Origin of the sequence: Variovorax beijingensis (genome assembly GCF_007828835.1) — a bacterium.
GTDB classification, from domain to species: Bacteria; Pseudomonadota; Gammaproteobacteria; order Burkholderiales; family Burkholderiaceae_C; genus Variovorax; species Variovorax beijingensis_A.
This window is the reverse complement of the sequence record NZ_VIVL01000001.1, coordinates 349763-375246: the sequence shown is the minus strand read 5'-3', so window position 1 is coordinate 375246 and position 25484 is coordinate 349763. Positions and strand designations below refer to the sequence as shown.

24 protein-coding genes are annotated in these 25484 nt (G+C 64.2%); 12 read left to right on the top strand and 12 right to left on the bottom strand.

What is annotated here, in order from left to right; all coding sequences use genetic code 11:
• The first annotated feature begins 50 nt into the window (after positions 1–50).
• On the top strand, positions 51–542 hold the full coding sequence (gene moaC, locus FB547_RS01765; RefSeq protein ID WP_145739119.1) for a cyclic pyranopterin monophosphate synthase MoaC: 492 nt from the start codon (positions 51–53) through the stop codon (positions 540–542).
• On the opposite strand, the gene FB547_RS01760 is transcribed toward moaC, so the two are convergent.
• Positions 539–2269: a PglL family O-oligosaccharyltransferase gene (locus tag FB547_RS01760; protein ID WP_145739117.1), complete on the bottom strand. Its 1731-nt coding sequence runs from the start codon at positions 2267–2269 to the stop codon at positions 539–541. The genes moaC and FB547_RS01760 overlap by 4 nt on opposite strands.
• A 157-nt stretch (positions 2270–2426) precedes the next feature.
• Between FB547_RS01760 and FB547_RS01755 the strand changes: the two genes are divergently transcribed.
• The 7 genes from FB547_RS01755 to FB547_RS01725 all read left to right on the top strand — a co-directional run bounded on the left by FB547_RS01755 (position 2427) and on the right by FB547_RS01725 (position 10299).
• A complete protein-coding gene (locus FB547_RS01755) occupies positions 2427–2918 on the top strand; it encodes a type IV pilin protein (RefSeq protein ID WP_315899323.1) in 492 nt (163 codons plus the stop codon).
• Positions 2919–2932: 14 nt separating this feature from the next.
• Positions 2933–3535 (top strand): GspH/FimT family pseudopilin, encoded by a 603-nt coding sequence (locus FB547_RS01750; RefSeq protein WP_145739115.1) that lies wholly within the window; start codon positions 2933–2935, stop codon positions 3533–3535.
• 64 nt (positions 3536–3599) lie between these two features.
• Positions 3600–3980 (top strand): pilus assembly protein PilV, encoded by a 381-nt coding sequence (locus tag FB547_RS01745; RefSeq protein WP_145739114.1) that lies wholly within the window; start codon positions 3600–3602, stop codon positions 3978–3980.
• A gap of 2 nt (positions 3981–3982) precedes the next feature.
• Positions 3983–5161: a PilW family protein gene (locus FB547_RS01740; protein WP_145739112.1), complete on the top strand. Its 1179-nt coding sequence runs from the start codon at positions 3983–3985 to the stop codon at positions 5159–5161.
• Positions 5158–5844: a hypothetical protein gene (locus tag FB547_RS01735; RefSeq protein ID WP_145739110.1), complete on the top strand. Its 687-nt coding sequence runs from the start codon at positions 5158–5160 to the stop codon at positions 5842–5844. Before FB547_RS01740 ends, FB547_RS01735 begins: the two co-directional genes overlap by 4 nt.
• 37 nt (positions 5845–5881) lie before the next feature.
• Positions 5882–9526 carry a pilus assembly protein gene (locus FB547_RS01730; RefSeq protein ID WP_145739108.1) on the top strand — a complete coding sequence of 1215 codons (3645 nt, stop codon included), beginning with the start codon at positions 5882–5884 and terminating at the stop codon, positions 9524–9526.
• Between the two features lie 74 nt (positions 9527–9600).
• Entirely contained in the window at positions 9601–10299 is a 699-nt protein-coding gene (locus FB547_RS01725) for a hypothetical protein (RefSeq protein ID WP_145739107.1), read from the top strand.
• Between the two features lie 73 nt (positions 10300–10372).
• On the opposite strand, the gene FB547_RS01720 is transcribed toward FB547_RS01725, so the two are convergent.
• The 9 genes from FB547_RS01720 to sucC all read right to left on the bottom strand — a co-directional run bounded on the left by FB547_RS01720 (position 10373) and on the right by sucC (position 19847).
• Entirely contained in the window at positions 10373–11542 is a 1170-nt protein-coding gene (locus FB547_RS01720) for a hypothetical protein (RefSeq protein ID WP_145739105.1), read from the bottom strand.
• Positions 11543–11614: 72 nt separating this feature from the next.
• Entirely contained in the window at positions 11615–12130 is a 516-nt protein-coding gene (locus tag FB547_RS01715) for a pilin (RefSeq protein ID WP_145739103.1), read from the bottom strand.
• Positions 12131–12333: 203 nt separating this feature from the next.
• On the bottom strand, positions 12334–13137 hold the full coding sequence (locus FB547_RS01710) for a 3',5'-cyclic-nucleotide phosphodiesterase (RefSeq protein WP_145739101.1): 804 nt from the start codon (positions 13135–13137) through the stop codon (positions 12334–12336).
• 35 nt (positions 13138–13172) lie between these two features.
• Entirely contained in the window at positions 13173–15443 is a 2271-nt protein-coding gene (locus FB547_RS01705) for a CHASE2 domain-containing protein (RefSeq protein ID WP_145739099.1), read from the bottom strand.
• 36 nt (positions 15444–15479) lie between these two features.
• On the bottom strand, positions 15480–16133 hold the full coding sequence (locus FB547_RS01700) for an FHA domain-containing protein (RefSeq protein WP_145739097.1): 654 nt from the start codon (positions 16131–16133) through the stop codon (positions 15480–15482).
• Between the two features lie 24 nt (positions 16134–16157).
• Positions 16158–16958 carry a Stp1/IreP family PP2C-type Ser/Thr phosphatase gene (locus tag FB547_RS01695; RefSeq protein ID WP_145739095.1) on the bottom strand — a complete coding sequence of 267 codons (801 nt, stop codon included), beginning with the start codon at positions 16956–16958 and terminating at the stop codon, positions 16158–16160.
• Positions 16959–16989: 31 nt separating this feature from the next.
• Positions 16990–17676 (bottom strand): TerC family protein, encoded by a 687-nt coding sequence (locus FB547_RS01690; RefSeq protein ID WP_145739094.1) that lies wholly within the window; start codon positions 17674–17676, stop codon positions 16990–16992.
• A gap of 100 nt (positions 17677–17776) precedes the next feature.
• On the bottom strand, positions 17777–18670 hold the full coding sequence (sucD, locus tag FB547_RS01685) for a succinate--CoA ligase subunit alpha (RefSeq protein ID WP_015867930.1): 894 nt from the start codon (positions 18668–18670) through the stop codon (positions 17777–17779).
• A 10-nt stretch (positions 18671–18680) separates the two neighbouring features.
• Entirely contained in the window at positions 18681–19847 is a 1167-nt protein-coding gene (gene sucC, locus FB547_RS01680) for an ADP-forming succinate--CoA ligase subunit beta (RefSeq protein WP_145739093.1), read from the bottom strand.
• 206 nt (positions 19848–20053) lie between these two features.
• Between sucC and argC the strand changes: the two genes are divergently transcribed.
• Positions 20054–20977: an N-acetyl-gamma-glutamyl-phosphate reductase gene (argC, locus tag FB547_RS01675; RefSeq protein WP_145739092.1), complete on the top strand. Its 924-nt coding sequence runs from the start codon at positions 20054–20056 to the stop codon at positions 20975–20977.
• Between the two features lie 37 nt (positions 20978–21014).
• On the opposite strand, the gene recX is transcribed toward argC, so the two are convergent.
• Together recX and recA are read right to left on the bottom strand one after the other, a co-directional pair.
• Positions 21015–21467: a recombination regulator RecX gene (gene recX, locus FB547_RS01670; protein WP_145739090.1), complete on the bottom strand. Its 453-nt coding sequence runs from the start codon at positions 21465–21467 to the stop codon at positions 21015–21017.
• Between the two features lie 27 nt (positions 21468–21494).
• Entirely contained in the window at positions 21495–22613 is a 1119-nt protein-coding gene (gene recA, locus FB547_RS01665; protein WP_145739089.1) for a recombinase RecA, read from the bottom strand.
• 146 nt (positions 22614–22759) lie between these two features.
• Between recA and FB547_RS01660 the strand changes: the two genes are divergently transcribed.
• From FB547_RS01660 to FB547_RS01650, 3 genes are all read left to right on the top strand, one after another.
• The gene (locus tag FB547_RS01660; RefSeq protein ID WP_145739088.1) at positions 22760–23245 is read left to right on the top strand and encodes a MarR family winged helix-turn-helix transcriptional regulator; all 486 of its coding nucleotides are present in this window, start codon (positions 22760–22762) and stop codon (positions 23243–23245) included.
• Between the two features lie 65 nt (positions 23246–23310).
• Positions 23311–23982 (top strand): response regulator transcription factor, encoded by a 672-nt coding sequence (locus tag FB547_RS01655; protein ID WP_015867936.1) that lies wholly within the window; start codon positions 23311–23313, stop codon positions 23980–23982.
• 45 nt (positions 23983–24027) lie between these two features.
• A complete protein-coding gene (locus tag FB547_RS01650; protein WP_145739086.1) occupies positions 24028–25473 on the top strand; it encodes a sensor histidine kinase in 1446 nt (481 codons plus the stop codon).
• Positions 25474–25484: the final 11 nt, after the last annotated feature.

Sequence of the window (25484 nt, the reverse complement as noted above, 5' to 3'; positions counted from 1 at the left end):
GTCCATTGGCTCGGGCTCGTATGATGCACCTCCACACCGATCGTTCACACATGAGCTCCCTCACCCATTTCGATGCCCAGGGCCAGGCCCACATGGTCGACGTTGCGGCCAAGCCCGCCACCCATCGCGTGGCGGTGGCCACGGGCCGCATCGAGATGCAGCCCGCCACGCTGGCGCTGATCGAATCGGGTACCGCCAAGAAGGGCGACGTGCTCGGCATCGCCCGCATCGCGGGCATCCAGGCCGCCAAGAAGACCAGCGACCTGATCCCGCTGTGCCACCCGCTCGCGCTCACGCGCGTGGCGCTCGCGTTTGCGCTGGCCGAAAAAGGCAATGCGCCACAGGTGGTGTGCACCGCCACGGTCGAGACCGTGGGGCCGACCGGCGTCGAGATGGAAGCGCTGACCGCCGTGCAGGTGGCGCTGCTCACCATCTACGACATGTGCAAGGCGGTGGACCGGGGCATGCGGATCACCGACGTGCATGTGCTCGAGAAGCATGGCGGCAAGTCGGGCAGCTACTTGGCAGCCCCTCAAAGCTAGGGCGCCTGCCCATCCACGGGCAGCCCCTTCAGCCAGCGCTCGTACTCCGCCGGAAACGCGATGCGGAAGCGCTCCGCCTGGTCGCGGGCTGCCTCGCCCTGCCCCATCAGTTCGGCGCTTTCGATCAGCTTGACGATCACGCGCGGCTCGGGCGAGAAATGCAGCGTGCGCTCGGCCAGCGAGTGCATCGCGGCCGCATTGGCCGGCGTGACGGCCGTGAGCGTCAGTTCGGCAAAGTCGACCTGCCTGGCGAAGAGCCATGATTTTTTGGCCTTGGCGAGCGTGCCGTCTTCATAGGCCGGCAGGCGTTCGTCGCGCGGCAGGTAGATCTGGCTGATGCGGATGTAGTCCCAGGCGGCACAGCCGACCACCGCCATCAGCACCGCGGCCGCAATCGAAGACAACACCGGCGGCTCGAGCCACCGGGCCTTGAAGCGCTGCCGCAGCGATGAAGCCGTTGCGGTGCCCAGCGCCGGCCACAGCATGCCCAGGCAGAGCCCGAACACCAGCTGGAACGGCCCGTACCAGAGCGGATATTCGAGCAGGCTGTGCAGCGCGATCGCGCCCAGCATGCCCCAGGCCATGAGTCGCACCGGATCGCGCTCGCGCCAGGGCCTGGCCGCCATCACCATCCAGAGAAAACCGCCGCAGACCAGCACCGACACCGGAATGCCCATTTCCACCGCCAGGTGCAGCGGCAGGTTGTGCGCGTTGTCCAGGATCTCGGGGAAGCGCGGCCCGTCGTACAGCGTGCTGTAGTGCGCGAAGGCCAGTTCGCCCCAACCCCAGCCCGCGAGCGGATGCGCGGCAATCAGCGAGAGCACGTTGCGCCAGAGGATCATCCGCGTGTGGTCGCCCGGCGCGCCCTCCTGCAGCCGCTGCATCATGCCCTCGACCTCGCCCGCCGCAAGCTGCGGCAGCAGCCAGGCGATGGCGAAATAGACCGGCACCATCGCCAGCAGCACCAGCGGCGGCGGCAGGCTGAAGAGCGTGCCAGCGTGCTCGGCCGGCACGCCGCGGCGCTCCCGCCGCGCGATGAAGGCGGCAACGCCCACGATCGACAGCAGCTGGAGCAGCCCGGTGCGCGAGGTGGAAGCCGCCGCGGCCACCAACAGCAGCAGCGCCGCCGCCGCCAGCCAGCGCCGAATGCGCGCCGAAGGCTGCACCGCATGGATCCAGAGCGCCGCCACCAGCGCCATGCTGATCAGCGTGGCGAACTGGTTGCGCTGGCGCAGGTTGCCATACGCCTGGCCCAGCGCGGGCGTGGTGGTCCAGGGCACCAGCGGCTCGGCCAGGCCGTAGTACTGGAGCAGGCCGAGCACCGCGCTGACGAGGCCGGCTGCGAGCACGCCCACCGCCAACGCCCCCGATACGGCCGGCCCGCCGCGCGCCATGCCCGCTCCTACGCAGGCTGCGGCCGCCATGGCTGCCAGCACGACCACCGCGGGCAGCCATGCGGCGGCCGTGGCATGCGGGGAGGAAAAAAGCACGACCGCTGCCGCTCCGGCGCCGAGCCAGGCCCAAATGCCGCGCGCCGGCACGGCGACAGGAACGGCCAGAAGCATCGCCGCGAGGCAGACCCAGGTGGCCAGCAGCTGCCAAGCCTGGACCGAGGGACCGGCGACGAGCGGGCAGAGAAACGGGAACGCGACCAACCCGGCACGCAGGGCGCCGACGGCTTTAGGCGAGAGAGCGGCGGCCTCGGCAGGCGCTGCGCGGGAAGTCATTCCGCCGATTGTGACGAACGGGCGGGCCGACGAATGGCGGCGGGTGGGAGACGAGCGGCTTTGCGGGAAAACACATTTAGAGACATTCTTAGACAACTATCTACAACTGTTGCCCGCCCTCTAGCGGAAGGCCCGGAATCGGTCCGAAAGGTGTCTCTTGAAGAAACAAGCAAGCTATCTGCGTCGCGCTGTCCAGGCACGGGGCGGTTCGTCCGGCTTCACGCTGATCGAAGTGATGATCGTGGTGGCAGTCATTGCCATCCTGGCCGCGATCGCGGTGCCGTCATACAACGACTATGTACGCCGCGGTCAGCTGCCTGAGGCCTTCAATCGCCTGTCCGACTACCGCTCGAAGATGGAGCAGTACTACCAGGACAACCGGAACTATGGAACCGCCGCCAACAAATGTGCGTCCGACGCGGCGGCGGCCGGTTGGAACACATTCCCGGTGGACGGAACGCACTTTTCGTTCAGTTGCGTGGCAAGCGGCGCGACTTTCCAGGCCTACACCATCACTGCGACGGGTATCAGCGGTTCGGTCACCGGGCATGTGTACACCATCAACGAAACCGGCGTACGCGGCACGACGAAGTTCAAGGGTGCAACGATAGCCGCGACCTGCTGGCTCACCAAGAGCACCACGTGTTGAGCAGCAGGTTTTTCATGAGGCAACGAGGCTTCACCATCGTCGAGCTGGCCGTCACCATCGCGGTGCTGGCATTGATTCTTGCCTTGGCCATGCCAAGCATCGGCACATGGATGGACAACAGCCGCATCCGCAACACCACCGAGTCTCTGCAGAACGGCCTCCTTGCCGCGCGCAGCGAAGCCATACGGCGCAACCAAAACGTCTCTTTCTTTCTCGTTTCATTGAACGATTCGGGCGCAATGGACAACACCTGTGCGCTTTCCACGGAAAGCGGCTCGTGGGTCATCAGCGTGACCTCTCCGGTCGGCAAATGCGCCAGTGCACCTTCGACGACCGACGCGCCCATGATCGTCGAAACACGCGCCTTGGGAGACGGCGGCGGCGGCGTGAAGGTCACTGCGGACAACGACACCGTCACCTTCAACAGCTTTGGCCGCGTGGTCTCCGCCGCAGGGAGCTTCATCACGCAGATCGACGTGACCGGCCCACGGGATGGCACGCGGTACCGCAACCTGCGCCTCAACCTCACGGCCTCGGGGGCGGTTCGCATGTGCGACCCCAGCGTTCCCAGCACAGCCACCACAGATCCGCGCCTGTGCCCGGCTGAATCGAAGTAAGACCACCATGCACGTACATCACAACGCTCGGCGGAGCCGAAAGCCCTCCTCCCGCACCTGCGGCGTGGCCCTCATCGAGGTACTCGTTGCGATGCTGATCTTTATGCTTGGCGTGCTTGGTCTGGTCGGCCTGCAAGGCACCATGACCCGCACCCAAACCGACTCGAAAATGCGGGCGGACGCTGCCAACCTGGCCAGTGAAGCCATTGGACGCATGTGGGTGGACATTGCCAATCTCTCGTCCTTCGCAGGTACCACCACCTGCACTGCGGCCAGTTGCCTCGAATGGCGCAACAAGGTAACAAGCGTGCTGCCGGGCGGCGGTGCCGTCATCACCGTCGCTGCAAATGGTGACGTGGCGGTGACGGTGTCGTGGTCTATGCCCGGCGGCGAGACACACCGGTACGTGACACGCAGCACCATTGCACTGCGGACGGCGAGCTGACCATGTCCCATATCCATCCTCCGCGCCTTTTTCGCTCGAAGACTTCCCGCGCGTCGCTCGGCTTCACCCTTGTCGAATTGATGGTAGGACTCGTGCTGGGCATGCTCACGGTGCTCGTCATCACCGAAGTGACTTCGCTGGCCGAAGGCAAGAAACGCACTGTTTCTTCGGGTAGCGATGCCCAGGTCAACGGCGCCTTGTCGCTCTACACGCTGCAGCGCGACATCCAGATGGCAGGGTATGGCGCCGTCGGCAATCTCGAAGCCTTGGGCTGCGCGGTCAAAGGCAGCTTCAAGGATCCTGCTGCACCGGCCGCCACTCCTGCGATTGCGTTCAGCCCGATCCTCGCTCCAGTAGTGATCAAGGACGGAGCCAATGGCGCGCCCGACGAGATCACCGTGCTGCAAAGTCGGAAGGCGAATTTCTCGGCGCCTTTGTTAGTGACCAAGGACCACGCGAAGGCCGGCAACTCGTTCACCGTGAAGTCGGCCTTCGGCGTTGCTGTCGGCGACCTGATGATCGCCGTTCCCGCCGAGGGCAAATGGGATGCCAACAACTGGTGCTCGGTGTTCAGCGTAACTGATGACGGCGCGGCAACACCGACCGAGACCACATTGGGTTCACACCACGTGCCCCATGTTGCAGGCGGCACCAGCAAGTGGAACAGCGGCAGCGTGTTTCCGGACAGCGGCTATCTCGAGAAGAGCTATCTGTTGAACATGGGAAGCCTGTCGTTCAACACATATTCGGTCAACGCCGCCGCGCAGAGCCTTGATGTCACGGCCCGCACGGCCGAAGCTGTTTCGGCAACCGAGTCGCTCTATCCGCAGATCGTCAACATGCAGGCGATGTACGGAAAGGCCGCGGCCGGAACAGGCCAGGTCAGCAGTTACGACGCGGTCGCACCCACCACTGCTGCCGACTGGAAGAACGTCTTGGCAATCCGCATTGCCGTGGTGACGAGAAGTACTCAGTACGAAAAGGAGGCTGTCACGAGCAAGGCGCCTTCGTGGGACGTCGGTCCCAACAGCACCGTCAGCGGTGCCACAACCTGTGGCTCCAGCAAATGTGTCGAACTCAAGATCAGCCACGTTCCCGATTGGGAGCACTACCGATACAAGGTCTACGACACCATCGTGCCGTTGCGCAACATGCTCTGGAACTCGGCAGCCACGCCATGAAATTTCAACCTCTCCTTCGCGCGCAACGCGGCGTCTCATTGCTTTTTGCGCTGCTGGCCCTGGTGGCCCTGTCGCTAGCAACACTGGCACTGGTTCGCTCTGTGGACACCGGCGCCCTGGTGTTAGGCAACATCGGCTTCAAGCAAGACGCCACTGTGGCAGGCGACCAGGCCGCCCGTGAAGCCATCGCATGGCTGAAAGCGAACGCCGCCAGTCTCAATAGCGACGCACCTGCAAGCGGCTACTACGCCAGCACCAAGGAATTCAAGGCGGATAAGACCAAGGACGCACCCGTCGATGTCACCGGCCAGCAGCAAACGGTCGCGAATCGCAAACTGGTCGACTGGAGCGATGAACAGGACAAGAAGTGCTCCTATGCTGCAGCGGGCTCCTTTGGCTCCTGCGATCTGAAGTCGGTGAAGGCCGCCTCTGTGGCCGGCAGCAACAACGTGCGCTACGTGATCTTCCGGCTGTGCGCCAGTGAGGGCAATCCCAACGACGACATCAACAACAGCTGCGCGCAGCCGATGGCGGGGGGCTCGGCGGCGTCTGGGCGGGGACTCATCGACTATTCCACGCCGCGCTTCAGCACCACGGGCGGACCGTACTACCGAATCGTCGTGCGTGTGCTCGGTGCGCGCAGCACCACCGGCTTTACCGAAACCATCGTCAATTTCTATTAGCACGTGCGCGGTTTCGCGACACGAGGAGTCCAGTTCAATGTCTCATGCATCTTTCCACCGCCGGTGGCACGCCGGCTCGCGCCGAGCGTTTGCCGTACTGCTGTCCTCCGGCATGGCCGTGCTCGCATGCGCGGTATCAATGCCCGCCACTGCAGATACGCTGATCCTCGATGAGCCGCTGGCCACGCGCCCCAACGTCAAGGCAAAACCCAACCTGCTTTTCATTCTGGACAACTCCGGCAGCATGGCCAGTGCGCACATGCCGGACGACATGAACAGCACGGGGGCCTTCGGCTACCGCAGCGCCCAATGTAATGGCGTTGCCTATGACCCCACCCTGACTTATTCGCCGCCAATAGACTCCACCGGCAAAGCATTCGACAACGCCTCTTTTGCGTCCGCATGGACCGACGGGTTTGCGCGATCGGGAGGCAGCGATGATCTGAACGACGTTTCCACCAACGTCGGAAGTATCACCGCCGCATCGGTCACAGTTGGCACCGGTAGCAAGTCTTTTCAGTTCACGGATTCGAGCTATACGGCGAACATGTTCGCCGTTGGTCAAACCTTGAGATTAACTTCGGGCTCCGGCAGAAATGCCAAAGTGCTGACCGGTGTCGTTACCGCGTGGACCAATTCAAGCACCAACTGGAGCCAAGGAACAAAGACCCTCGTGGTTAACGTCACGGATTCTTCGGGCAGTGGCAATGCCACCTCTTGGGCGATTGCGCGCCTTGGCAGTATTTACTACGTTTACAAGGGCAGCCAACCCAAGATGGACTGGAAGTACAGCAGCACTGCGGTCATCCAGAACACCTTCTATACAGAATGCCACTACGCAGTGACCGACTCGGCGGGCAGAGCTCTTTTCGCGCCAGTGGTTGTAACCAGCACGTCCGCTGAAGCGCAAAACTACGCCAACTGGTATTCCTACTACCGCACCCGCCGGCTCCTGATGCGCACCGCCACCGGCAAAGCCATGCAGGCGCTCGACTCAAGTTATCGCGTCGGGTTCACGACCATCAGCAATACAGGCGTCGTGACGAACTCCGGGTTTCAGGACGTCGACGATTTCGGTGACACGCAGAAGGAAACGTTCTATTCAAAGCTCTATGCGGCCACAGGCACTTCCAACACGCCGTTGAGAGGCGCGCTCTCCAAGGCCGGCCGCTACTTTGCGAAAAAGATGAGCGGCCAGACCTACGATCCGATGCAGTACTCCTGCCAGCGCAACTATGCGCTGCTCTCAACGGACGGCTACTGGAATACAGGCAGCGAAACCACCAGCTACGGCCCGCTCCAACTTGATGGCTCAAGCGAAGTGGGCCAGCAGGACGGCACAGAGGCCCGCCCCATGAAAGACGCGGGTACCAGCAACACGCTGGCTGACGTAGCTGCGTACTACTACAACACGGACCTGCGCACCACGGGTCTTGGCAACTGCAAATCGTCGGCCTCCGGCTCGGAACAGGATGTGTGCTCCAACAACATCGTGCCCGCAGGCCGCGACACCGCGACCAGCCAGCACATGACCACGTTCACCATCGGGCTGGGTGTGAACGGCACGCTCGACTACGACCGCAACTACCTGACGCAGACCTCAGGCTCCTATGTTGACCTAGTCAATGGCGCGGCAAACTGGCCTGCGCCGGATATCAGTGACAGCGGCGGTGAAGCCACCAACATCGACGACCTCTGGCACGCCGCCGTCAACGGCCGCGGCCAGTACTACTCGGCACTCAACGCTACGGCGTTGGCCGAGGCCATCAGCGGCGTCGTCAATACCATCCAGGAAGTCTCCGGCACCTCCTCGGCTGCATCTACCAGCGCGCTGGAACTCGTCGCCGGCGACAACAACCAGGTCTACAAGGCCAGCTACACCACCAAGAAGTGGAGCGGCGATGTCGAAGCTTTCACTCTTAACGGCGACACAGGTGCCATCGGTACAACGGCGGTCTGGTCCGCCAAGGCGAAGCTCAATGCAACACCTTATGCCAACCGCAAGATCTACTATCGCCAGCCCAACACCACCACACTGCGGGCTTTCGAGTGGACCAACCTGGATGCGGACGGCTATGGCACCTATTTCAGCAACCTGTGCTCGCGTACCCTGGTGGCGGTGCAATGCCTGAACGACGCCACGGCTGACGAGAAAGCGAAAATCAACAGCGGCGACAACCTCGTCAAGTTCCTGCGCGGCGACCGCACCTTCGAGTCAGCCAGTACCGCCAACGGAACTACCCGCGCGCTGTACCGTCCCCGCGCCGGCGGCGTTCTGGGCGACATCATCAACGGCGCCCCGGCCTATGTGGGCAAGCCGCCCTTCACCTACAGCGATGCCGGCTACAGCAGCTTCGTGGTTGCAAAGAAGGACCGCAAGCCCATGGTCTACGTGGGCGCCAACGACGGCATGCTGCATGCGTTTTCTGCCGGCGGCACTGACGCCGGAACAGAGCGCTGGGCCTACGTACCCAGCATCGTGATGCCCGAGATGTACAGGCTAGCGGACACGAGCTACGAATCGAGGCACCGGTACTTCGTCGATGGCGCCCCAGTCATTGGCGACATCAAGGTGGGCTCAGACTGGAAGACCATCCTCGTCGGCGGGCTCAACAAGGGTGGCCGCGGCTACTACGCCCTAGACATCACGGATCCTGAAAGCCCCAAGGCCTTGTGGGAGTTCACCGATGCCAATCTCGGCCTCACCTTTGGCAACCCCGTCATTACCAAGCGCAAGGACGGCACCTGGGTCGTGGTGTTCGCCTCGGGCTACAACAACGGGAGCGATGGCGGCGGTGGCGACGGCAAGGGGCGCCTCTATGTCGTAAATGCGAATACCGGCGTCAAGGTTATTACGGGCGACATTCCCACCACGGCCGGCACAGCCAGCGATCCGAGTGGCCTTGCGAAGATCAATACCTGGATCGACGATGTGTCGGACAACACGTCCAAGCGCTTTTACGGGGGCGACCTTCAAGGCAACCTCTGGCGCTTCGATGTCGACAACCTCGTGCTGCCGAATCAAGGGGCGCTGCTGCTTGCGAAGTTCCAGGTCAATGCGACCACGCCGCAGCCGATCACCACACGGCCTGAAACCGTTGAAGTCTCGGGCAAGCCGGTGATCATCGTTGCGACCGGCCGCTATCTCGGCGCTGCCGACGTGGAAGACACCACACAGCAAACCATCTACGCCGTGAAGGATTCGCTGACCGACACCGGCATGGGAGACGTTCGCACCAACATCGGCATGGTGAAACAAACTTTCACCGTCTCGGGCAACACGGCAACGATCACCAAGAACCCGGTCAACTGGACCACCAACAACGGCTGGTGGGCCGACCTGCCGCACACCGGCGAGCGCGTGTTCACCAACCTCGCGCTTCAGTTCGGCGTCCTTTCGGTGGCCACGGGCATCCCGAACGGCGACGCCTGCAGCTCGGGCGGCTCTTCCTGGCGTTACTTCCTGAACGCAACCGACGGTTCGGGCTCTCTCGTGAACGCGGGCGAACTCTGGAGCGCCAGCTCGCTGATTGCCGGCCAGAGCTGGGTCAAGCTGAAGGACGGCAGCACCATCGTGGTTCGGCCGACGACGGATGGCGCCTTGCGAGGAGAGTCGGGTGGCAACCCACCGGGTTCCGGCAGCAACCCGCTTCGCACCTCGTGGCGGGAGCTCGCCGACTAACGGCAAATGGGACAGCAGTGCGTGGCAGTGCGGTCACATCAGAGTTCCGCGCCGGCGGGAGTGGGATGCCTGGCATGCAACCGATGCTGCTGTGCGTGGCCCTCTCCGTGTCACTGCACGCGGCAGTGCTCGCCTATCGGGTGACGCCTTCGCCGGCATTGCTCTCGAACCCCGGGGCTCGAGATGTCGGTGGCACCGCGCCTGGAGCGACGCGGGTACGGGTGATTCCCGAGCGACCAAGGAGGACAACTGCCATCGCCGAAACCGCGGATCGACGCAAACCACGGCACGTTGTCGGATCGACAGCGCTTTTTCCCCTAGCTGAAGCCGTGGTCAACCCGGCAGGCGCTCGTACGAATACATCCAAGCTCGGCACATCGTCGCAGCCCGTCATTGAGCAAACCGCGTTGGCGAGTGCGGCTGACGTCCAATCGCGGCCCGATGAAGACACGCCATCGGCCGACTTCGACGGCAGTGACTACATTCCTCGTTCGCAACTCACGATTTCACCATCTGCGCTTACGGCCATTGTTCTGAACACGCCGGAGGGCGAATTCTCCGCTGAGCGCTACGTGGGTGTTCTGTCCCTTTTCATTGATGAAGAGGGACATGTGAAGCATGTGGCTGCGGAGGGAACAAGGCTTCCACCGATGTTCGAGCAGGTGGCGCGCGAAGCCTTCATCGCTGCGCCTTTTTTACCGGGCCAACTAGCGGGGCTAAATGTCAAATCGCGCGTGCGAGTAGAGGTGGTATTTGACAATAGGTTCAAGTGAACCCTTGAATCTTGGCACAGGCTTCAGGTTTAGCATTTCCCGTCTGCGTCAGAGTTTGCTAGTCGAGATTTTCTTAAGTAGTGACAACTCCCGTTTCGGGACTTGAACAATCTTTCTTCCCCTTCGGCGCAACAATAGGCACGGGGGACTCAAACAGATATTGCATGACATCCATGTTTCCTTTCCTCCACATTATGGAGTCAATGAAATAATGGTGGATGTTAATAAATATCCAGGAAATATAAAAAAAGGCAGAGGGTCCGAAAATTTCCTTATTATAAGAAACATTAGCATCCAGCCATTCTGGGAATCTCCAAAAAGCCATATAACCCAACCCAAACCCTATGGCAGCAAAGATGGCAATTCGATATACAGGGCTCACCGGCGAACTTCTCTCCGAAGTTATCTTATTTATCTTGAACCGCCAAACAACCGTTAAATATTGGAGGGAGTGAAATAGCGGAATCCACAGGATCGCAATGGGATCACGAAACAGCAACCAAACGTAGAGGGTCACTAAATACGCGACCACACCATTGACAGGCAAGGGCACATCCGAACGAAAGCGGCGCACCAGCACTAGCAAAAGTCGGCACGAGAACCAAGTGCATCCCACGGCCGAAATCGCCAAAAGCCAGACAGGGATTGGAACGACAAAATAGGACACTCCGAAGTATTTTGTAGAATTACCTTGAAGGCTAAAATTTATCAATACCCAAGAAAAAATCCACACGGCATATGCATTTTGGAGAAGAGATTTCTTCTCCATCGAATTGAAAAATTTCTTCTTCAGCGCTGCGTCCAACATTGCCATTCCATAGCCTTGTTTTACGTAGTGCCATCCGACAAAGAAGAACATTGTGTTCGCTGCGAGTCCAAATACTCGAGGCAGCTCTAAAAAAAGTAGACAAAGCAGTCCACCAATGATCAAAGGCGGAAGGAAAATCCCAACAAAAAAATACCTTGACCGCAAGCTTCTTTCATACTTCAAAGACCCAATCTTCTCTCGAAAATTTGAATAGAAAATTTGATATGAATGGGCGAAATGAGGATGATTTATGAGATTTGAAAGAAATAAGGTTAGCATTAGCGACAACGCCACTCCTTCTTCTTTTTCATAAGTCAGAAAAATCAACTTGATTAGCAACAGTGCTATGACCGATCCTCCTCCCAAGAGTAAAAAGTCCCACATTGGGGATACCAAATTACGTTCTTGTTGGGATGAAATCTTGGCTTGATGCATTTTTATACCGAGAACAGTATTGATGCCAATAAAAAAGCCGCCCGAAGGCGGCTCTTGCCAGTCATCAGGCCATTAGGGAGCGGGAGCGGGAGCGGGAGCGGCAGTTCCGGCGCTTGCTTCACGGCAAGCTTGGGGAAGGAACTTATTTGCCACGGTTCCGCTGTTGCAGCTCCAGTTAGCGCCACCGTCCGTCGTGTTGAAAACGACCGTCGTACCGGATGCACGCGAATTGGCGCGCATGGTAGCCGTCAGCGATCCGGCGGGGTAAGTTCCGGTGATAGTCGTGGCCAAAGTCGAATATTTGCCGGTAAGGTTGGCAGGGATTGCGGTAGCGGCTACAACCTGATCGGGAGCTCCGGTTGCCTGAACCAAGGTAGGCCAAGCGCTTTGATTGGCGCCAAATTCTGCCAACGGAGCTTTCAATCCGCCCACCAGTTCCACGGGCTCTGCAACTTGAGCGCGCGTCACATAGTCGTTGTACGCCGGCAGAGCCACAGCAGCCAAAATACCAATGATCGCCACAACGATCATCAATTCGATAAGGGTGAAACCCTTTTGCACGTTACGTGCGATAGAACGACGGTTCATTCAAAACTCCAGGTTGGTTTGTAGAGCCCGGGAACCAAGCCCGGAGCGCAGCAACTTCCGCAGCATCTGTGCCATGCTGTCCCGAGGCTCTGTGGCGGCGAAATCGAGTACTTTATACCCACACAAGTTACATTGAGTGACGAAAACGGCCCTCAAATGCTACGAGTCGTGACAATTTTGTCAGCGCCCGCGGCGTTCCAGCCTCAAAACGTCAGCACCCCATCCGCCTTCAACCACCGAATATCCCGCTGCGCCAACCCCGCCACCTGGTGCCCAGCCAGATCCTCGATCTGCCACATGATCTCCTCGGTTTCCGCCGGCTTGGTGTGGGTGATGTAAATCGGAAACTGCTTGCCCGGGTCGATATGCGCCAGCTCGTCGGCCAGCGCCCGGGGCGACAGGTGCAGGCTGCGTTCGGCCAGGGCCTGCTCGCGGTTGCTGAATGCCGTTTCGATGACGAGCATGGCCACGTCCAGCGCGTTGAGGCGGTCCCAGAAGGGGGTGTTGCGCTCGGTGTCGCCGGTGAAGACCCAGTTGGCGCCGCCCTCGGCGCGGCTCACGGCAAAGCCGCAGGCGGGCACGGTGTGCACGGCCGGCAGCACCTCGATGCGCTTGGGGGCGGCGGTGCCCAGCTGCAGCACCTGGCCCACGGCAATGTCGTGAAAGCTCACGAAGGGCGCCTCGGGGCTGGGAATGCTTTCGAAGTCGGGCCAGATGACGTTGTTGAACACGTGGGCGCGCAGCGCCTCGATGGTGGCGCGCAGGGCGTGCACGCGCAGCGGGCGGGTGCGGCGGCCGGCCACGGCGTCGAGCATGAGGGGCAGCGCGGCGATGTGGTCGAGGTGGCTGTGGGTGAGCACCACGTCGTCGATGCCGGCCATTTCTTCGAGGGTGAGGTCGCCCACGCCGGTGCCCGCATCGACGAGCAGGTCGGTGTCGATCAGGAACGAGGTGGTCCGGCAGTCCTTGGCAATGGCGCCCGAGCAACCCAGCACGCGAACCTGCATTGTGAGAGCCCCTCTGCTTGTGTCTTCTGCTGCCGTCATTTGGTTTCGAACCGGGTTGCGCCGTCCCATTCGGGGTCCTGGGGCCGCAATGCCATGGAGGCTAATCGTTGTGCGTAGAGCTGGTAAAGGACTTTTTTGGCATCCGCGGCCAGGAGCGGATCCAGCAAGTTCCGGCCCACGGCCCAGTCCTGGCGGCGGTAGGCGGCAAGTACTTCGGCCCAGCGCTGCAGCTGGGCGGATTGCTGCAGTGCGGCAGGCGTGGGCGCCCCGGTTTGCTCGGTGGCGGCGCCCAGCGGCGTGAACACGGCCACGGCCTGGGCGCGGCCCTTGACGAGCACGCTGTCGAGCTCCTGCCAGACGAAGCCGGGCGCGAGTTCGCGGGTGGCGCCGCTGGCGACGATCTCCACGCCGTAGTGCACGCTCAGGCCTTCGAGGCGGGAGGCGAGGTTGACCGCATCGCCCACCACGGTGTAGCTGCGCCGCGCGGCCGAGCCCATGTCGCCCACGCTCATGACGCCGCTGTTGAGGCCGATGCCCACGCTGATCTCGGGGCGGCCGGTGGTGCGGTGGATGTTGTTGATGTCGCGCACGGCCTCGGCCATGTCGAGCGCGGCGCGCACGGCCAGGGTGGCGTGGTCGGGGGTGTCGATGGGGGCGCCCCAGAAGGCCATGACGCAGTCGCCCATGTATTTGTCGACGGTGCCGCGGTGGGTGCTGATGACGTGGGTGAGCCGGTTGAACACGTTGTTCAGGAAGGCCTGCAGTTCGGCCGGGGCCATTTGCTCGGACAGGCGGGTGAAGTTGCGCATGTCGCAGAACATGACGGTCATGGTCTTGCTCTCGGCGCGCATGCTGTAGCGGCCGGGCGTCGCGAGCATTTCGTCGACCAGCTGCGGCGGCACGTAGGTGCCGAAGAGCCGCACCAGGCCGCGGCGGGCGCGCGATTCGACGAAGTAGCCCCAGCCCATGTTGAAGGCAAAGGCGAGCGCGGCCATGGCCAGCGCGGAAGCGAGCGGCAGCACGAGGCTGTGGCGCTGGTAGAGCCAGGCGTTGACGCCGACCAGGGCCGCGACGGTGGCAATGGCAAGCACCACCGCGCGCGGGGCCGGCAGCAGCGACAGGCCCAGCGCCAGCACCAGGCCCGCGGCCAGCACGCTGAGCACTTCGTAGCCGGGGGCGTAGTCGGGCACGGCGAGCAGGCGGTGGTCGAGCATGGCCGAGACGATGTTGGCATGCACTTCGACGCCGGGAAAGGCAGCGCCGACGGGGGTGGCGCGCAGGTCTTGCAGGCCCGGGGCGGTGGCGCCGACGAGCACGATGCGGTCCTTCAGCTCGCCGGGGGCGAGCCGGCCTTCGAGCACGTCGCCGGCGGACACGTAGCGGAACGAGCCGCCGTGCGCGCCGCCGGGGCCGCGGAAAGGCACCTGCATGGAAGCGGCTTCGTTGACGGGTATGCGCAGGCCGCCGACCAGCAAGGACTGGAGCGGGGGCGCGGCGCCGCCCGATGCAAAGGCCGGCCGCACGGGCGGCGTGCCGCTGGCGAGCCGGTAGACGGCGAGCCCCAGCGATTCGTAGTAGCCGGGCAGGGCGCGGTCGCCTTCATAGCGGGCAATGAGCGGCACGGCGCGGATGACGCCGTCGCCGTTGGACATGACCAGGGTGTTGAGAAAGCCCGCCGCCGGCGCGGCAGCGGCCAGCACGGGCAGGCTGGCGCCAAAGCCGTTCCAGGCCGTGGCATAGCCGCGGCCCGGCGGAAAGGCCCCGGCCTGCAGCACGGGGGCCGGCGGCAGCTGGCCCTTGGCGCCGGACTTTTCGGTGCGCGTGAAGTAGTAGCCGAGCGCCACGCGCTGGCCCTGCATGGCGGCGGCAAAGATGGCGTCGTTGTCGAGCGTGGGGGCGAGCCGGTCGATTTCCTCAGACAGGCCCGGCATGTCGCGCAGCGGGCCGCGTGCGATCTGGCGCAGCTTGTCGAGGCCGGCGCTCCGGTCGGGCTCGACGAACATCACGTCGAAGCCCAGCGCCGCCGCCTGCTGCCGCCCGGTGAGTTCCCGGGTGAGCCGGGCCAGCTTGTCGCGCGACCAGGGCCATTGGCCCTGCCGGGTGAGGCTGGCGTCGTCGACGTCGACGATCACGATGCGCGGATCGAGCGTGCCCGGCATGGTGGCGCGCAGTCGCGTGTCGTAGATCAGGTGGTCGAGCCGGTCGATGGCATCCAGGCGCCAGAGGCCGGTGGCATGCGCCAGCGCGAGCAGGACCGGCAGCAGGGTGATGGCAATGCGCGGCCAGTGGCGCCTGAGCGCGGTCACTGGTGCTGCCCCCTTGGCGCTGCTGCGCCGCGGAAATCAGACCCGCACGAACTGCATGCGCGTGGCGCCGCCGAGCTCAAGCACGTCGCCTTCCTGCAGCCCGACGGGCTCGGCGCCGAGCGGCGCGTCGTTGAGCGTGACGCCGCCCATGATGGTGGAAGCCAGGTAGCTCTGCCGGCGGCGCGTGACGACCGCCACCGCAACGCCGGGCTTGCCGATGGTGGTGACCACCTTCTGCAGCGGCACTTCCTGCCCCTGGTCGGTGCCCGAGAGAACGCGCAGCACGGGTATGCCGAGTTCGAGCAGCGCGCCGGCTTCGGTGGGCGCAGCCGACAGTGGAACGGAGGCCGCGTAGTCGCCGCGCGCAGCGCGGGTGGAACCGGTATCGGAAGCCGCGCTGCTGCGCGCGCGGAAGTGCAGGCGGCAGCCGCCGATTTCGATGACGTCGTTGTCCTTGAGCTTCTGCTGCTTCTGGACGACGATCGCATTGACGTAGGTGCCGTTGGTGCTGTTGAGATCTTCAATTTCGACTTCGCCACCGCGCATGTGCAGCACGGCATGCTCGCCGCTGACCGCGAGATTGTCGAGCACGATGTCGTTGTAGGCGCGCCGCCCCAGCGTGGTCCGGTCCTTGGCAAGCGCCATTTGCCCGATGACAGTGCCATCGATCGAAATGATCATCTTCGGCATTGCCGACTCCCTGAATGCATGTTTTTATTCAGGCGCACTGCCAACGCGCGCCCTGGCCAGGACAACTGAAATATTGTCCCGGCCGCCATTGTCGTTGGCAACGGCCACCAGAAGTGAGGCTTTCTGCTGAAGCTCGACATCGTGATTCAAAAGCGTGAAAAGCTGCGCATCCGGGACCATCTCGCTGAGCCCGTCGGAGCAGAGCATATAGAGATCGTCGGGCCTTGCGGTGTGCTCGTGCATCTCGAGCACCACCTGCGGCTCCACGCCCATGGCGCGCGTCACCAGGTTGCGGTGTGGGGAGATCAGCGCTTCCTCGGCCGTGATGGCGCCGGCGTCGAGCTGCTGCTGGCGCAGCGAGTGGTCGCGCGTGAGCTGCTCGAGCTTGTTGTTGCGCAGGCGGTAGCAGCGCGAATCGCCGATGTGGCCGACCAGCACGCGCTGGGGCCGGAACGCGGCCAGCACCAGGGTGGTTCCCATGCCGTGGAGTTCGGCATTGGCCAGGCCGGCTTCGAGGATGGCGGAGTTGGCCTCGTCGGTGGCCGCCTGCAGGGCCCGCCGGACCACGCGCGCGGGCGCCTGCAGGCCGGCCTGCGCGAACCAGCGCGCGAAGCTGGCGTGCACCAGCGACACGGCCATGGCGCTGGCCACTTCGCCGCCCTTGTAGCCGCCCATGCCGTCGGCCAGCACGGCCAGGCCGAGCGCGGGGTCGATGTGGAGGTCGTCCTCGTTGTGGGCCCGTGCGCGGCCCACGTCGGTCAGCCCCGCAAAGTCCCAGGAGAGCTGGGGCCGGATGGAGAAAAGCGACGCGCCGACACTTGCCATATGTTTTCAGAAGCGTGGACGCGCGACGGTTTCAGCGCCCCGCAGCGGCCTGCGCGCGCCGCTGAAGCAGGCGGCCCACGGCCACCACGAAGAAGGCGCCGGCGGCGGCTGCCGCATGGAGGAGCCACGGATTGGCGGCCAGCACCTCGCGCAGCGACACGTCGCTCGCTATTGTTTCGCCGCCGACCCAGCCGATCAGGGCGGCGCCCAGCATGACGACGATCGGAAAGCGTTCCATCAGCTTGATCATGAGCGTGCTGCCGAAGATCACCAGCGGAATGCTGATGGCCAGGCCAAGCACCAGCAGCACCATGTTGCCCTGCGCGGCGGCCGCCACGGCAATCACGTTGTCCAGGCTCATGACCAGGTCCGCCAGCAGGATGGTGCGCACGGCCGCCATCATGCTGCCGTATTCCTTGGCTTCGCCATCGCCCTCGTCTTCTTCGCTCAGCAGCTGCAGGCCGATCCACAGCAGCAGCAGGCCGCCGACGATCTGCAGGTAGGGCAGCGCCAGCAGCCTGGCCGCCACCACCGTGAGCACGATGCGCAGCACCACCGCCGCGCCCGAGCCGAACAGCACGGCCTTTTTCTGCTGCGCTGGCGGCAGCGAACGGGCCGCCATGGCAATCACCACGGCGTTGTCGCCCGAAAGAATGATGTTGATCCAGACAATCTTGATCAGACCGATCCAGAAATCGGCGCCTTGAAGGAGTTCCATGTCTCTTGTTCCACTGTGTTGTAGTGAAAAAAGCGCCCGCAATCCAGATTGCGGGCGCTTTTTCTTTTTGCGTGGTGCGCGGAGAACTGCCGGGGGCTTGTTAGAGCTGGGCCTTGAGCAGCTTCGCAAGTTCCGAGAAGTTGCGCGTCACGGTGAAGCCGCATTCTTCCATGATGGCGAGCTTGGCGTCGGCCGTGTCGGCACCGCCCGAGATCAGCGCGCCGGCGTGGCCCATGCGCTTGCCGGGAGGGGCGGTGACGCCGGCGATGAAGCCGACCACCGGCTTCTTCATGTGTTCCTTGCACCAGCGGGCCGCGTCGGCTTCGTCGGGGCCGCCGATTTCGCCGATCATGATGACGGCGTCGGTGTCCGGATCGTCGTTGAAGGCCTTCATCACGTCGATGTGCTTGAGGCCGTTGATCGGGTCGCCGCCAATGCCCACGGCCGACGATTGGCCGAGGCCGATTTCGGTCAGCTGCGCCACGGCTTCATACGTGAGCGTGCCCGAGCGCGAGACCACGCCGATGCGGCCCTTGCGGTGGATATGGCCGGGCATGATGCCGATCTTGATCTCGTCGGGCGTGATGAGGCCGGGGCAGTTGGGGCCCAGCAGCAGGGTCTTCTTGCCGCCGGCCGCTTCCTTGGCCTTCATCTTGTTGCGCACTTCGAGCATGTCGCGAACCGGAATGCCTTCGGTGATGCAGATCGCCAGGTCGAGGTCGGCCTCGACGGCTTCCCAGATGGCAGCGGCCGCGCCTGCCGGCGGCACGTAGATCACCGACACGGTGGCGCCGGTCTGCGAAGCGGCTTCCTTCACCGAGCCGAAGATCGGGATGTTGAAGATCGACTCGCCGGCCTTCTTGGGGTTCACGCCCGCCACGAAGCAGTTCTTGCCGTTCGCGTATTCCTGGCACTTCTCGGTGTGGAACTGGCCGGTCTTGCCCGTGATGCCTTGCGTGATGACTTTGGTGTCTTTGTTGATGTAGATCGACATGACTTGTTCCTTAGGCCTTCTTGACTGCTGCCACGACCTTCTGGGCCGCTTCCGCCATGGTGTCGGCGCTGATGATCGGCAGGCCCGAATCGGCCAGCAGCTTCTTGCCTTCGACTTCGTTGGTGCCCTTCATGCGCACGACCAGCGGCACTTGCAGGTTCACGGCCTTGCAGGCCGCGATCACGCCGGTGGCGATGGTGTCGCACTTCATGATGCCGCCGAAGATGTTGACGAGGATGGCCTCGACATTCTTGTTCTTCAGCATGATCTTGAAGGCTTCGGTGACCTTCTCGGGGGTGGCGCCGCCGCCCACGTCCAGGAAGTTGGCCGGCTCGCCGCCGAACAGCTTGATGGTGTCCATGGTGGCCATGGCCAGGCCGGCACCGTTCACCAGGCAGCCGATGTTGCCGTCGAGGCTGATGTAGGCGAGGTCGAACTTGGAGGCTTCGACTTCGGCCGCGTCTTCTTCGTCGAGGTCGCGCAGGGCCACGATTTCGGGGTGGCGGAACAGCGCGTTGCTGTCGAAGTTGAACTTGGCGTCCAGCGCCATGACCTTGCCCTTGCTGTCACGGTTGAGCGGGTTGATCTCGACCAGCGAGGCGTCCGTCTCCATGTAGCAGGTGTAGAGCTTCTTGAGGATGTCGACCGTCTGCGCGGTGGAGTCGGCCGGCATGCCGATGCCGTCGGCGATCTGCTTGGCCTGTTCGTCGGTCAGGCCCTTTTCGGGGTCTGCGAACACGGTGATGATCTTTTCGGGCGAGGAATGGGCCACTTCCTCGATGTCCATGCCGCCTTCGCTCGAGGCGATGAACGCGACCTTCTGCGTGGCGCGGTCGGTCACGGCCGAGACGTAGTATTCCTTGTTGATGTCGGCGCCGTCTTCGATGTAGAGGCGGCGCACCTTCTGGCCTTCGGGGCCGGTCTGGTGCGTCTTGAGCTGCATGCCGAGGATCTCGCCGGCGAGCTTCCTGACGTCCTCGATGGACTTGGCGACCTTGACGCCGCCGCCCTTGCCGCGGCCACCCGCGTGGATCTGGGCCTTGACGACCCACACCGGGCCTCCAAGTTTCTGGGCGGCCTCGACCGCCTCCTGGACCGTATAGGCCGGGATGCCGCGCGGCACCGGCACGCCGAACTTGGCAAGGATTTCCTTGCCTTGGTACTCGTGAATCTTCATGAGGGATGTCTCTCGGAAGGAGGAGGTTGAGAACGGGAGATCTGGGGTCTGAGGCGTCTTTGGCTCTGTTGCTCGCGGGCGACGGCAGCCTGACGGCTGGGGGCGGCGAACAACCGCGGACTGTATCATGGTGCGGCGCACCAATACTCGACGTGACCTTGCGGTCAATACGTACTTTCTTCTAGCTCCCCTACGCATACTCCGATATGGCCAAGGTTTTCATCGACGGCGAAGCCGGCACCACCGGCTTGCAGATCCGCGAGCGGCTCCAGACGATGCCGCAGATCGAACTCGTGAGCATTGCGCCCGAGCTGCGAAAAGACGTGGCCGCCAAGCGCGAGCTGATGGCCGGCGTCGACCTCGTGGTGCTGTGCCTGCACGACGATGCGGCGCGCGAATCGGTCGCGCTGATCGACCAGCTGCCCGGCAGGAAGCCCAAGATCATCGACGCCTCCACCGCGCACCGCGTGGCGCCCGGCTGGGTGTTCGGCTTCCCTGAACTGGTGCAAGGCCATTGGCAGGCCGTGGCCGCGGCCGACCGCGTCGGCAACCCGGGCTGCTATGCCACGGGCGCCATCGCCATGGTGCGGCCGCTGGTCGATGCCGGCCTGCTGCCGGCCGACTTTCCGATTTCGCTGCCCTCGGTGAGCGGCTATTCGGGCGGCGGGCGGGCCATGATCGAAGACTACGAAAACGGCAAGGCGCCGCTTTTCGAGACCTACGCGCTCGGCCTCAAGCACAAGCACATCCCGGAGATCATGAAGTACACGGGCCTGACCCGCCGACCGGTCTTCATTCCTTCGGTGGGCAACTTCAAGCAGGGCATGCTGGTGCAGCTGCCGCTGCACCTCGACCTGCTGCCCGGCAAGCCGAAGGCCGGCGACCTGCAAGAGGCGCTGGCCGCGCACTACGCAAAGAGCAACACGCCCGAACAGTTCGTGAAGGTGCTGCCGCCGACCGATGACGGCAAGCTCGACGCGCTGGCGCTCAACGACACCAACAATCTCGAGATCCGCGTGTTCCCGAACGAGGACCACCGCCACGCCGTGGTGATTGCGCGCCTCGACAACCTCGGCAAGGGCGCCAGCGGCGCCGCGGTCCAGAACCTGAAGCTGATGCTGGCGCTCTGAGCCCGGCTCCGGCAGGCCGGCGCCGCGGGGCCGGCCGTCAGTCTTCGTCGAAATCGCTGCGCAGCACCTTGGCCACTACCGCGCCCGAAAAGCCGCGCGCCAGCAGGAAGCGCGTTTGCCTGGCGCGCTCCTTCGCATCGGCGGGCGGTGCGTCGAAGCGGCGGCGCCACAGGGCCGTGGCGCGCTCCACTTCGGTGTCCTGAAGGCTGGCCACGGCTTGTGCAATGGCCTCGGGCGCAATGCCCTTGGCCTGCAGTTCCTGCCGCACCCGCAGCGCACCCGACCGGGCGGCGCGCTGGTTCAGCACCGAAACCACCACGCGCGGCTCGCTGATGAAGTCCTTGGCGGCCAGTTCGTCGAGCGCGCGGGCCAGCTCGCCGGGTGCTTCTTCGTGCTTTGCCAGCTTGCGCTCCAGTTCCGCGCGCGAATGCTCGCGCTGGCTCAGGAGCCGCAGCGCGCGGCCTTTGAGGGAGGGGGCGCCGAAAGCCATGCGCCGCTTCCGTGCGTGCTCGCCTGCTTACTCGCCCTTGTCGGCTTTGTCGGCCTTGGCCGCCTTCGCGGGCTTCTCGGCCTTTTCGGCGGCGGGAGCGCTGGCATCGGCCGCCAGCAGCGGAATGCCCAGCGATTCGCGCACCTTGTTCTCGATCTCGCGCGACAGCTCGGGGTTCTCGCGCAGGAACTCGCGGGCGTTGTCGCGGCCCTGGCCGATCTTTTCGCCGTTGTAGGCGTACCAGGCGCCCGACTTGTCGAGGATCTTGGCAGTCACGCCCATGTCGATGATCTCGCCCTCGCGGCTGATGCCTTCGCCGAACAGGATGTCGAACTCGGCCGTCTTGAACGGAGGCGAGACCTTGTTCTTCACCACCTTGACCTTGGTTTCATTGCCGATGGCCTCGTCGCCCTTCTTGATGGTGCCGATGCGGCGGATGTCCAGGCGCACCGAGGCGTAGAACTTCAGCGCGTTGCCGCCGGTGGTGGTTTCGGGCGAGCCGAACATCACGCCGATCTTCATGCGGATCTGGTTGATGAAGATGACCATGCAGTTGGTCTTCTTGATGGTGGCGGTGAGCTTGCGCAGCGCCTGGCTCATCAGGCGGGCCTGCAGGCCGGGCAGCGAGTCGCCCATTTCGCCTTCGATTTCGGCCTTGGGCGTGAGCGCGGCGACCGAGTCGACCACGATCAGGTCGACGGCGCCCGAGCGCACCAGCGAATCGACGATTTCAAGGGCCTGCTCGCCGGTGTCGGGCTGGCTGATGAGCAGGTCGGACAGGTTCACGCCGAGCTTCTGGGCGTACTGCACGTCGAGCGCGTGCTCGGCATCGACGAAGGCGCAGGTGCCGGCCTGCTTCTGCATCTCGGCGATGACCTGCAGCGTGAGCGTGGTCTTGCCCGAAGATTCCGGGCCGTAGATTTCGATGACGCGGCCGCGCGGCAGGCCGCCGACGCCCAGCGCGATGTCCAGGCCCAGCGAGCCGGTGGAGACCACCTGGACGTCTTCAAGCGCCTCACCCTCGCCGAGCCGCATGATCGTGCCCTTGCCGAACTGCTTTTCGATCTGGGCCAGGGCGGCCTGCAGTGCCTTGGCCTTTTCGCTGCCTGCGACCGAGATGCTGGTGCCTTTGACGAGTGCGTCCATGTGGAAATCTCCTTGAAAATCAACGGTTTGTGTGTGGTTGCGGTCCATCTGCTTTTAATTACAGGCTGGATGCTTGAACAGTAGTGTAGGGGCTCGTTGGTTTGAGTAAACCCATTTTTTGGTCAGTTTGCTTTACTATCTAGCCGATGGCCGAACAAGCTTTTCCGTCCGACCCGGACGCCTGGCGGCAAACCCACCTGGGCCGCCTGCTGGGCCATGCGATGCGCCGCTTCGACGAGCGCGTGCTCGAACTCATGGCGCACGACGTCGACGTGCCGCTGGCGCTGTCGAACCTCGCCGCGCGCGCGCAGGTGAGCGCCGCGCACATCCACATCACGCGGCACCTGGCGCGCGAAGGCTCGCGCCTCACCGAGCTGGCGGAGCGCGCCGGCATGACCAAGCAGGCGATGGGCGCGCTGGTGGACCAGTGCGAGGCCTGGGGCTTGGTGACGCGCGGGCCCGATCCGCTCGACGCACGGGCGCGGCGCGTGCTCTTCACCACCGACGGGCTCGCGTGGCTCGACGCCTTCCGCAGCGCGGTGACGCAGGCCGAGCGCGAGTTCCGCGCCAGCGTGGGCAACGACATTGCCACCGTGGTAACCATCGGACTGGAAGCCTACACGGGGGGCTAGACTCGGCGAAGAGACATATGTGAACGCGGCGCCGGCGCGGCGCCCGAACCGGCCGGAGGTGGCTCATGCGGATTCTGATTGCCGAAGACGACCAGGTGCTGGCCGATGCCCTGCTGCGCAGCCTGCGCACCTCGGGCGCGGCGGTCGACCACGTGGCGAACGGATCGCAGGCCGACACCGCGCTCATGACGCACAGCGAGTTCGACCTGCTGATCCTCGACCTGGGGCTGCCCAACCTGCACGGCATCGAGATCCTGAAGCGGCTGCGCGCGCGCGGCTCGCAGCTGCCGGTGCTGGTGCTCACCGCGGCCGACAGCGTGGAGGAACGCGTCAAGGGCCTGGACCACGGCGCCGACGACTACATGGCCAAGCCCTTCAGCCTGCAGGAGCTCGAGGCGCGCGTGCGGGCGCTCACGCGGCGCGGCATGGGCGCCACCAGCAACACGATCCGCCACGGCCCGCTGGTGTACGACCAGGCCGGCCGCGTGGCCACCATCGACGGCAAGATGGTCGAGCTCTCGGCGCGCGAGCTGGGCCTGCTGGAGGTGCTGCTGCAGCGCGCCGGCCGCCTGGTCAGCAAGGACCAGCTGGTGGAGCGCCTGTGCGAATGGGGCGAGGAGGTGAGCCTCAACGCGATCGAGGTCTACATCCACCGCCTGCGCAAGAAGATCGAGAAGGGGCCGGTGCGCATTGCCACGGTCCGCGGCCTGGGCTACTGCCTCGAGAAGATTCCTTGACGCGCCGCCACACGTAGTGCCCGAAGACCCCCGGGGGCGACTCCCTTGAAACTCTTTCAGCGCGCGCAGCGCTCCCTGTTCGGCGAGATCCTCGACTGGATGCTCACGCCGCTCCTGCTGCTGGTGCCGGTGAGCATCGGCGTGACCTGGCTGGTGGCGCAGGGCATTGCCAATGCACCGTTCGACCGCGCGCTCGAATACAACGTGCAGACGCTGGCGCGGCTGGTCACGGTGCAGCAGGGGCAGACGCAGTTCGTGCTGCCGCAGCCGGCGCGCGAGATCCTGCGGGCCGACGGCGCCGACCGCGTCTACTACCAGGTGCTCGACAGCCACGGCGCGCTGCTCAGCGGCGAGCCCGACGTGCCGCACCCCAGCACCGACGAGCCCCCGGTTCCCGGCGTGGTCCAGCTGCGCAACGGCGAGATGCGCGGCAAGTCGGTCCGCGTGGCCTCGCTCTGGCTCGCGGGCCCCGACAGCGACGCGGAGCCGGCGCTGCTGCAGGTGGCCGAGACGCGCGAGAAGCAGTCGGTGCTGGCCACCGAGATCATCAAGGGCGTGCTGCTGCCGCAGTTCGCGATCCTCCCGCTGGCCGTGCTGCTGATCTGGCTGGCGCTGGTGCGCGGCATCAAGCCGCTGTCGGTGGTGGAGGCGCGCATCCGCGAGCGCCGCCCGGGCGACCTGAGCCCGCTGGACGAATCGTCGGTGCCGCTCGAAGTGGTGCCGCTGGTCTCGTCGGTCAACGAGCTGCTCGACAAGCTCAATGACTCGATCCACACGCAGAAGCGCTTCCTGGCCGATGCAGCGCACCAGCTCAAGACCCCGCTCGCGGGCCTGCGCATGCAGGCCGACCTGGCGCAGCGCGAAGGCGCCAATGCCGACGAGCTCAAGCAGTCGCTCAAGCAGATCGGCCGCGCCAGCGTGCGCGCCACCCACACGGTGAACCAGCTGCTCTCGCTCGCGCGCGCCGAAAGCACCGGCGCCGGCACCGGCCGCCAGCCCTGCGACCTGGCGCGGCTCACCATCGAGGTGGTGCGCGAAGCGGTGCCGCGCGCGATCGAGAAGCGCATCGACCTGGGCTACGACGGCGCCGAGGCGGGCGCGCCCGGCGTGGTGATCGAAGGCAACCAGACGCTGCTCAAGGAGCTTGTGCGCAACCTGCTCGACAACGCGATCAACTACACGCCCTCGACCGCCGAGCGGCCCGGCGTGATCACCGCGCGCGTGCTGGCCGACCCCTTCGGCCACGTGGTGCTGCTGCAGGTGGAGGACAACGGTCCGGGCATTGCAGAGGCCGACCGCGAACTGGTATTCGAGCCGTTCTACCGCGTGCTCGGCAACGAGGCCGACGGCTCGGGGCTGGGCCTGCCGATCGTGCGCGAGATCGCCAACCAGCACCATGCGCAGGTGAAGCTGGAGGACGCGCATCCGGGCCGGCAGCCGCCGGGGGCGCGTTTCACGGTGCGCTTCGAAGGCGAAGAAGCCGCGGCCTGAGACGCGGCGGC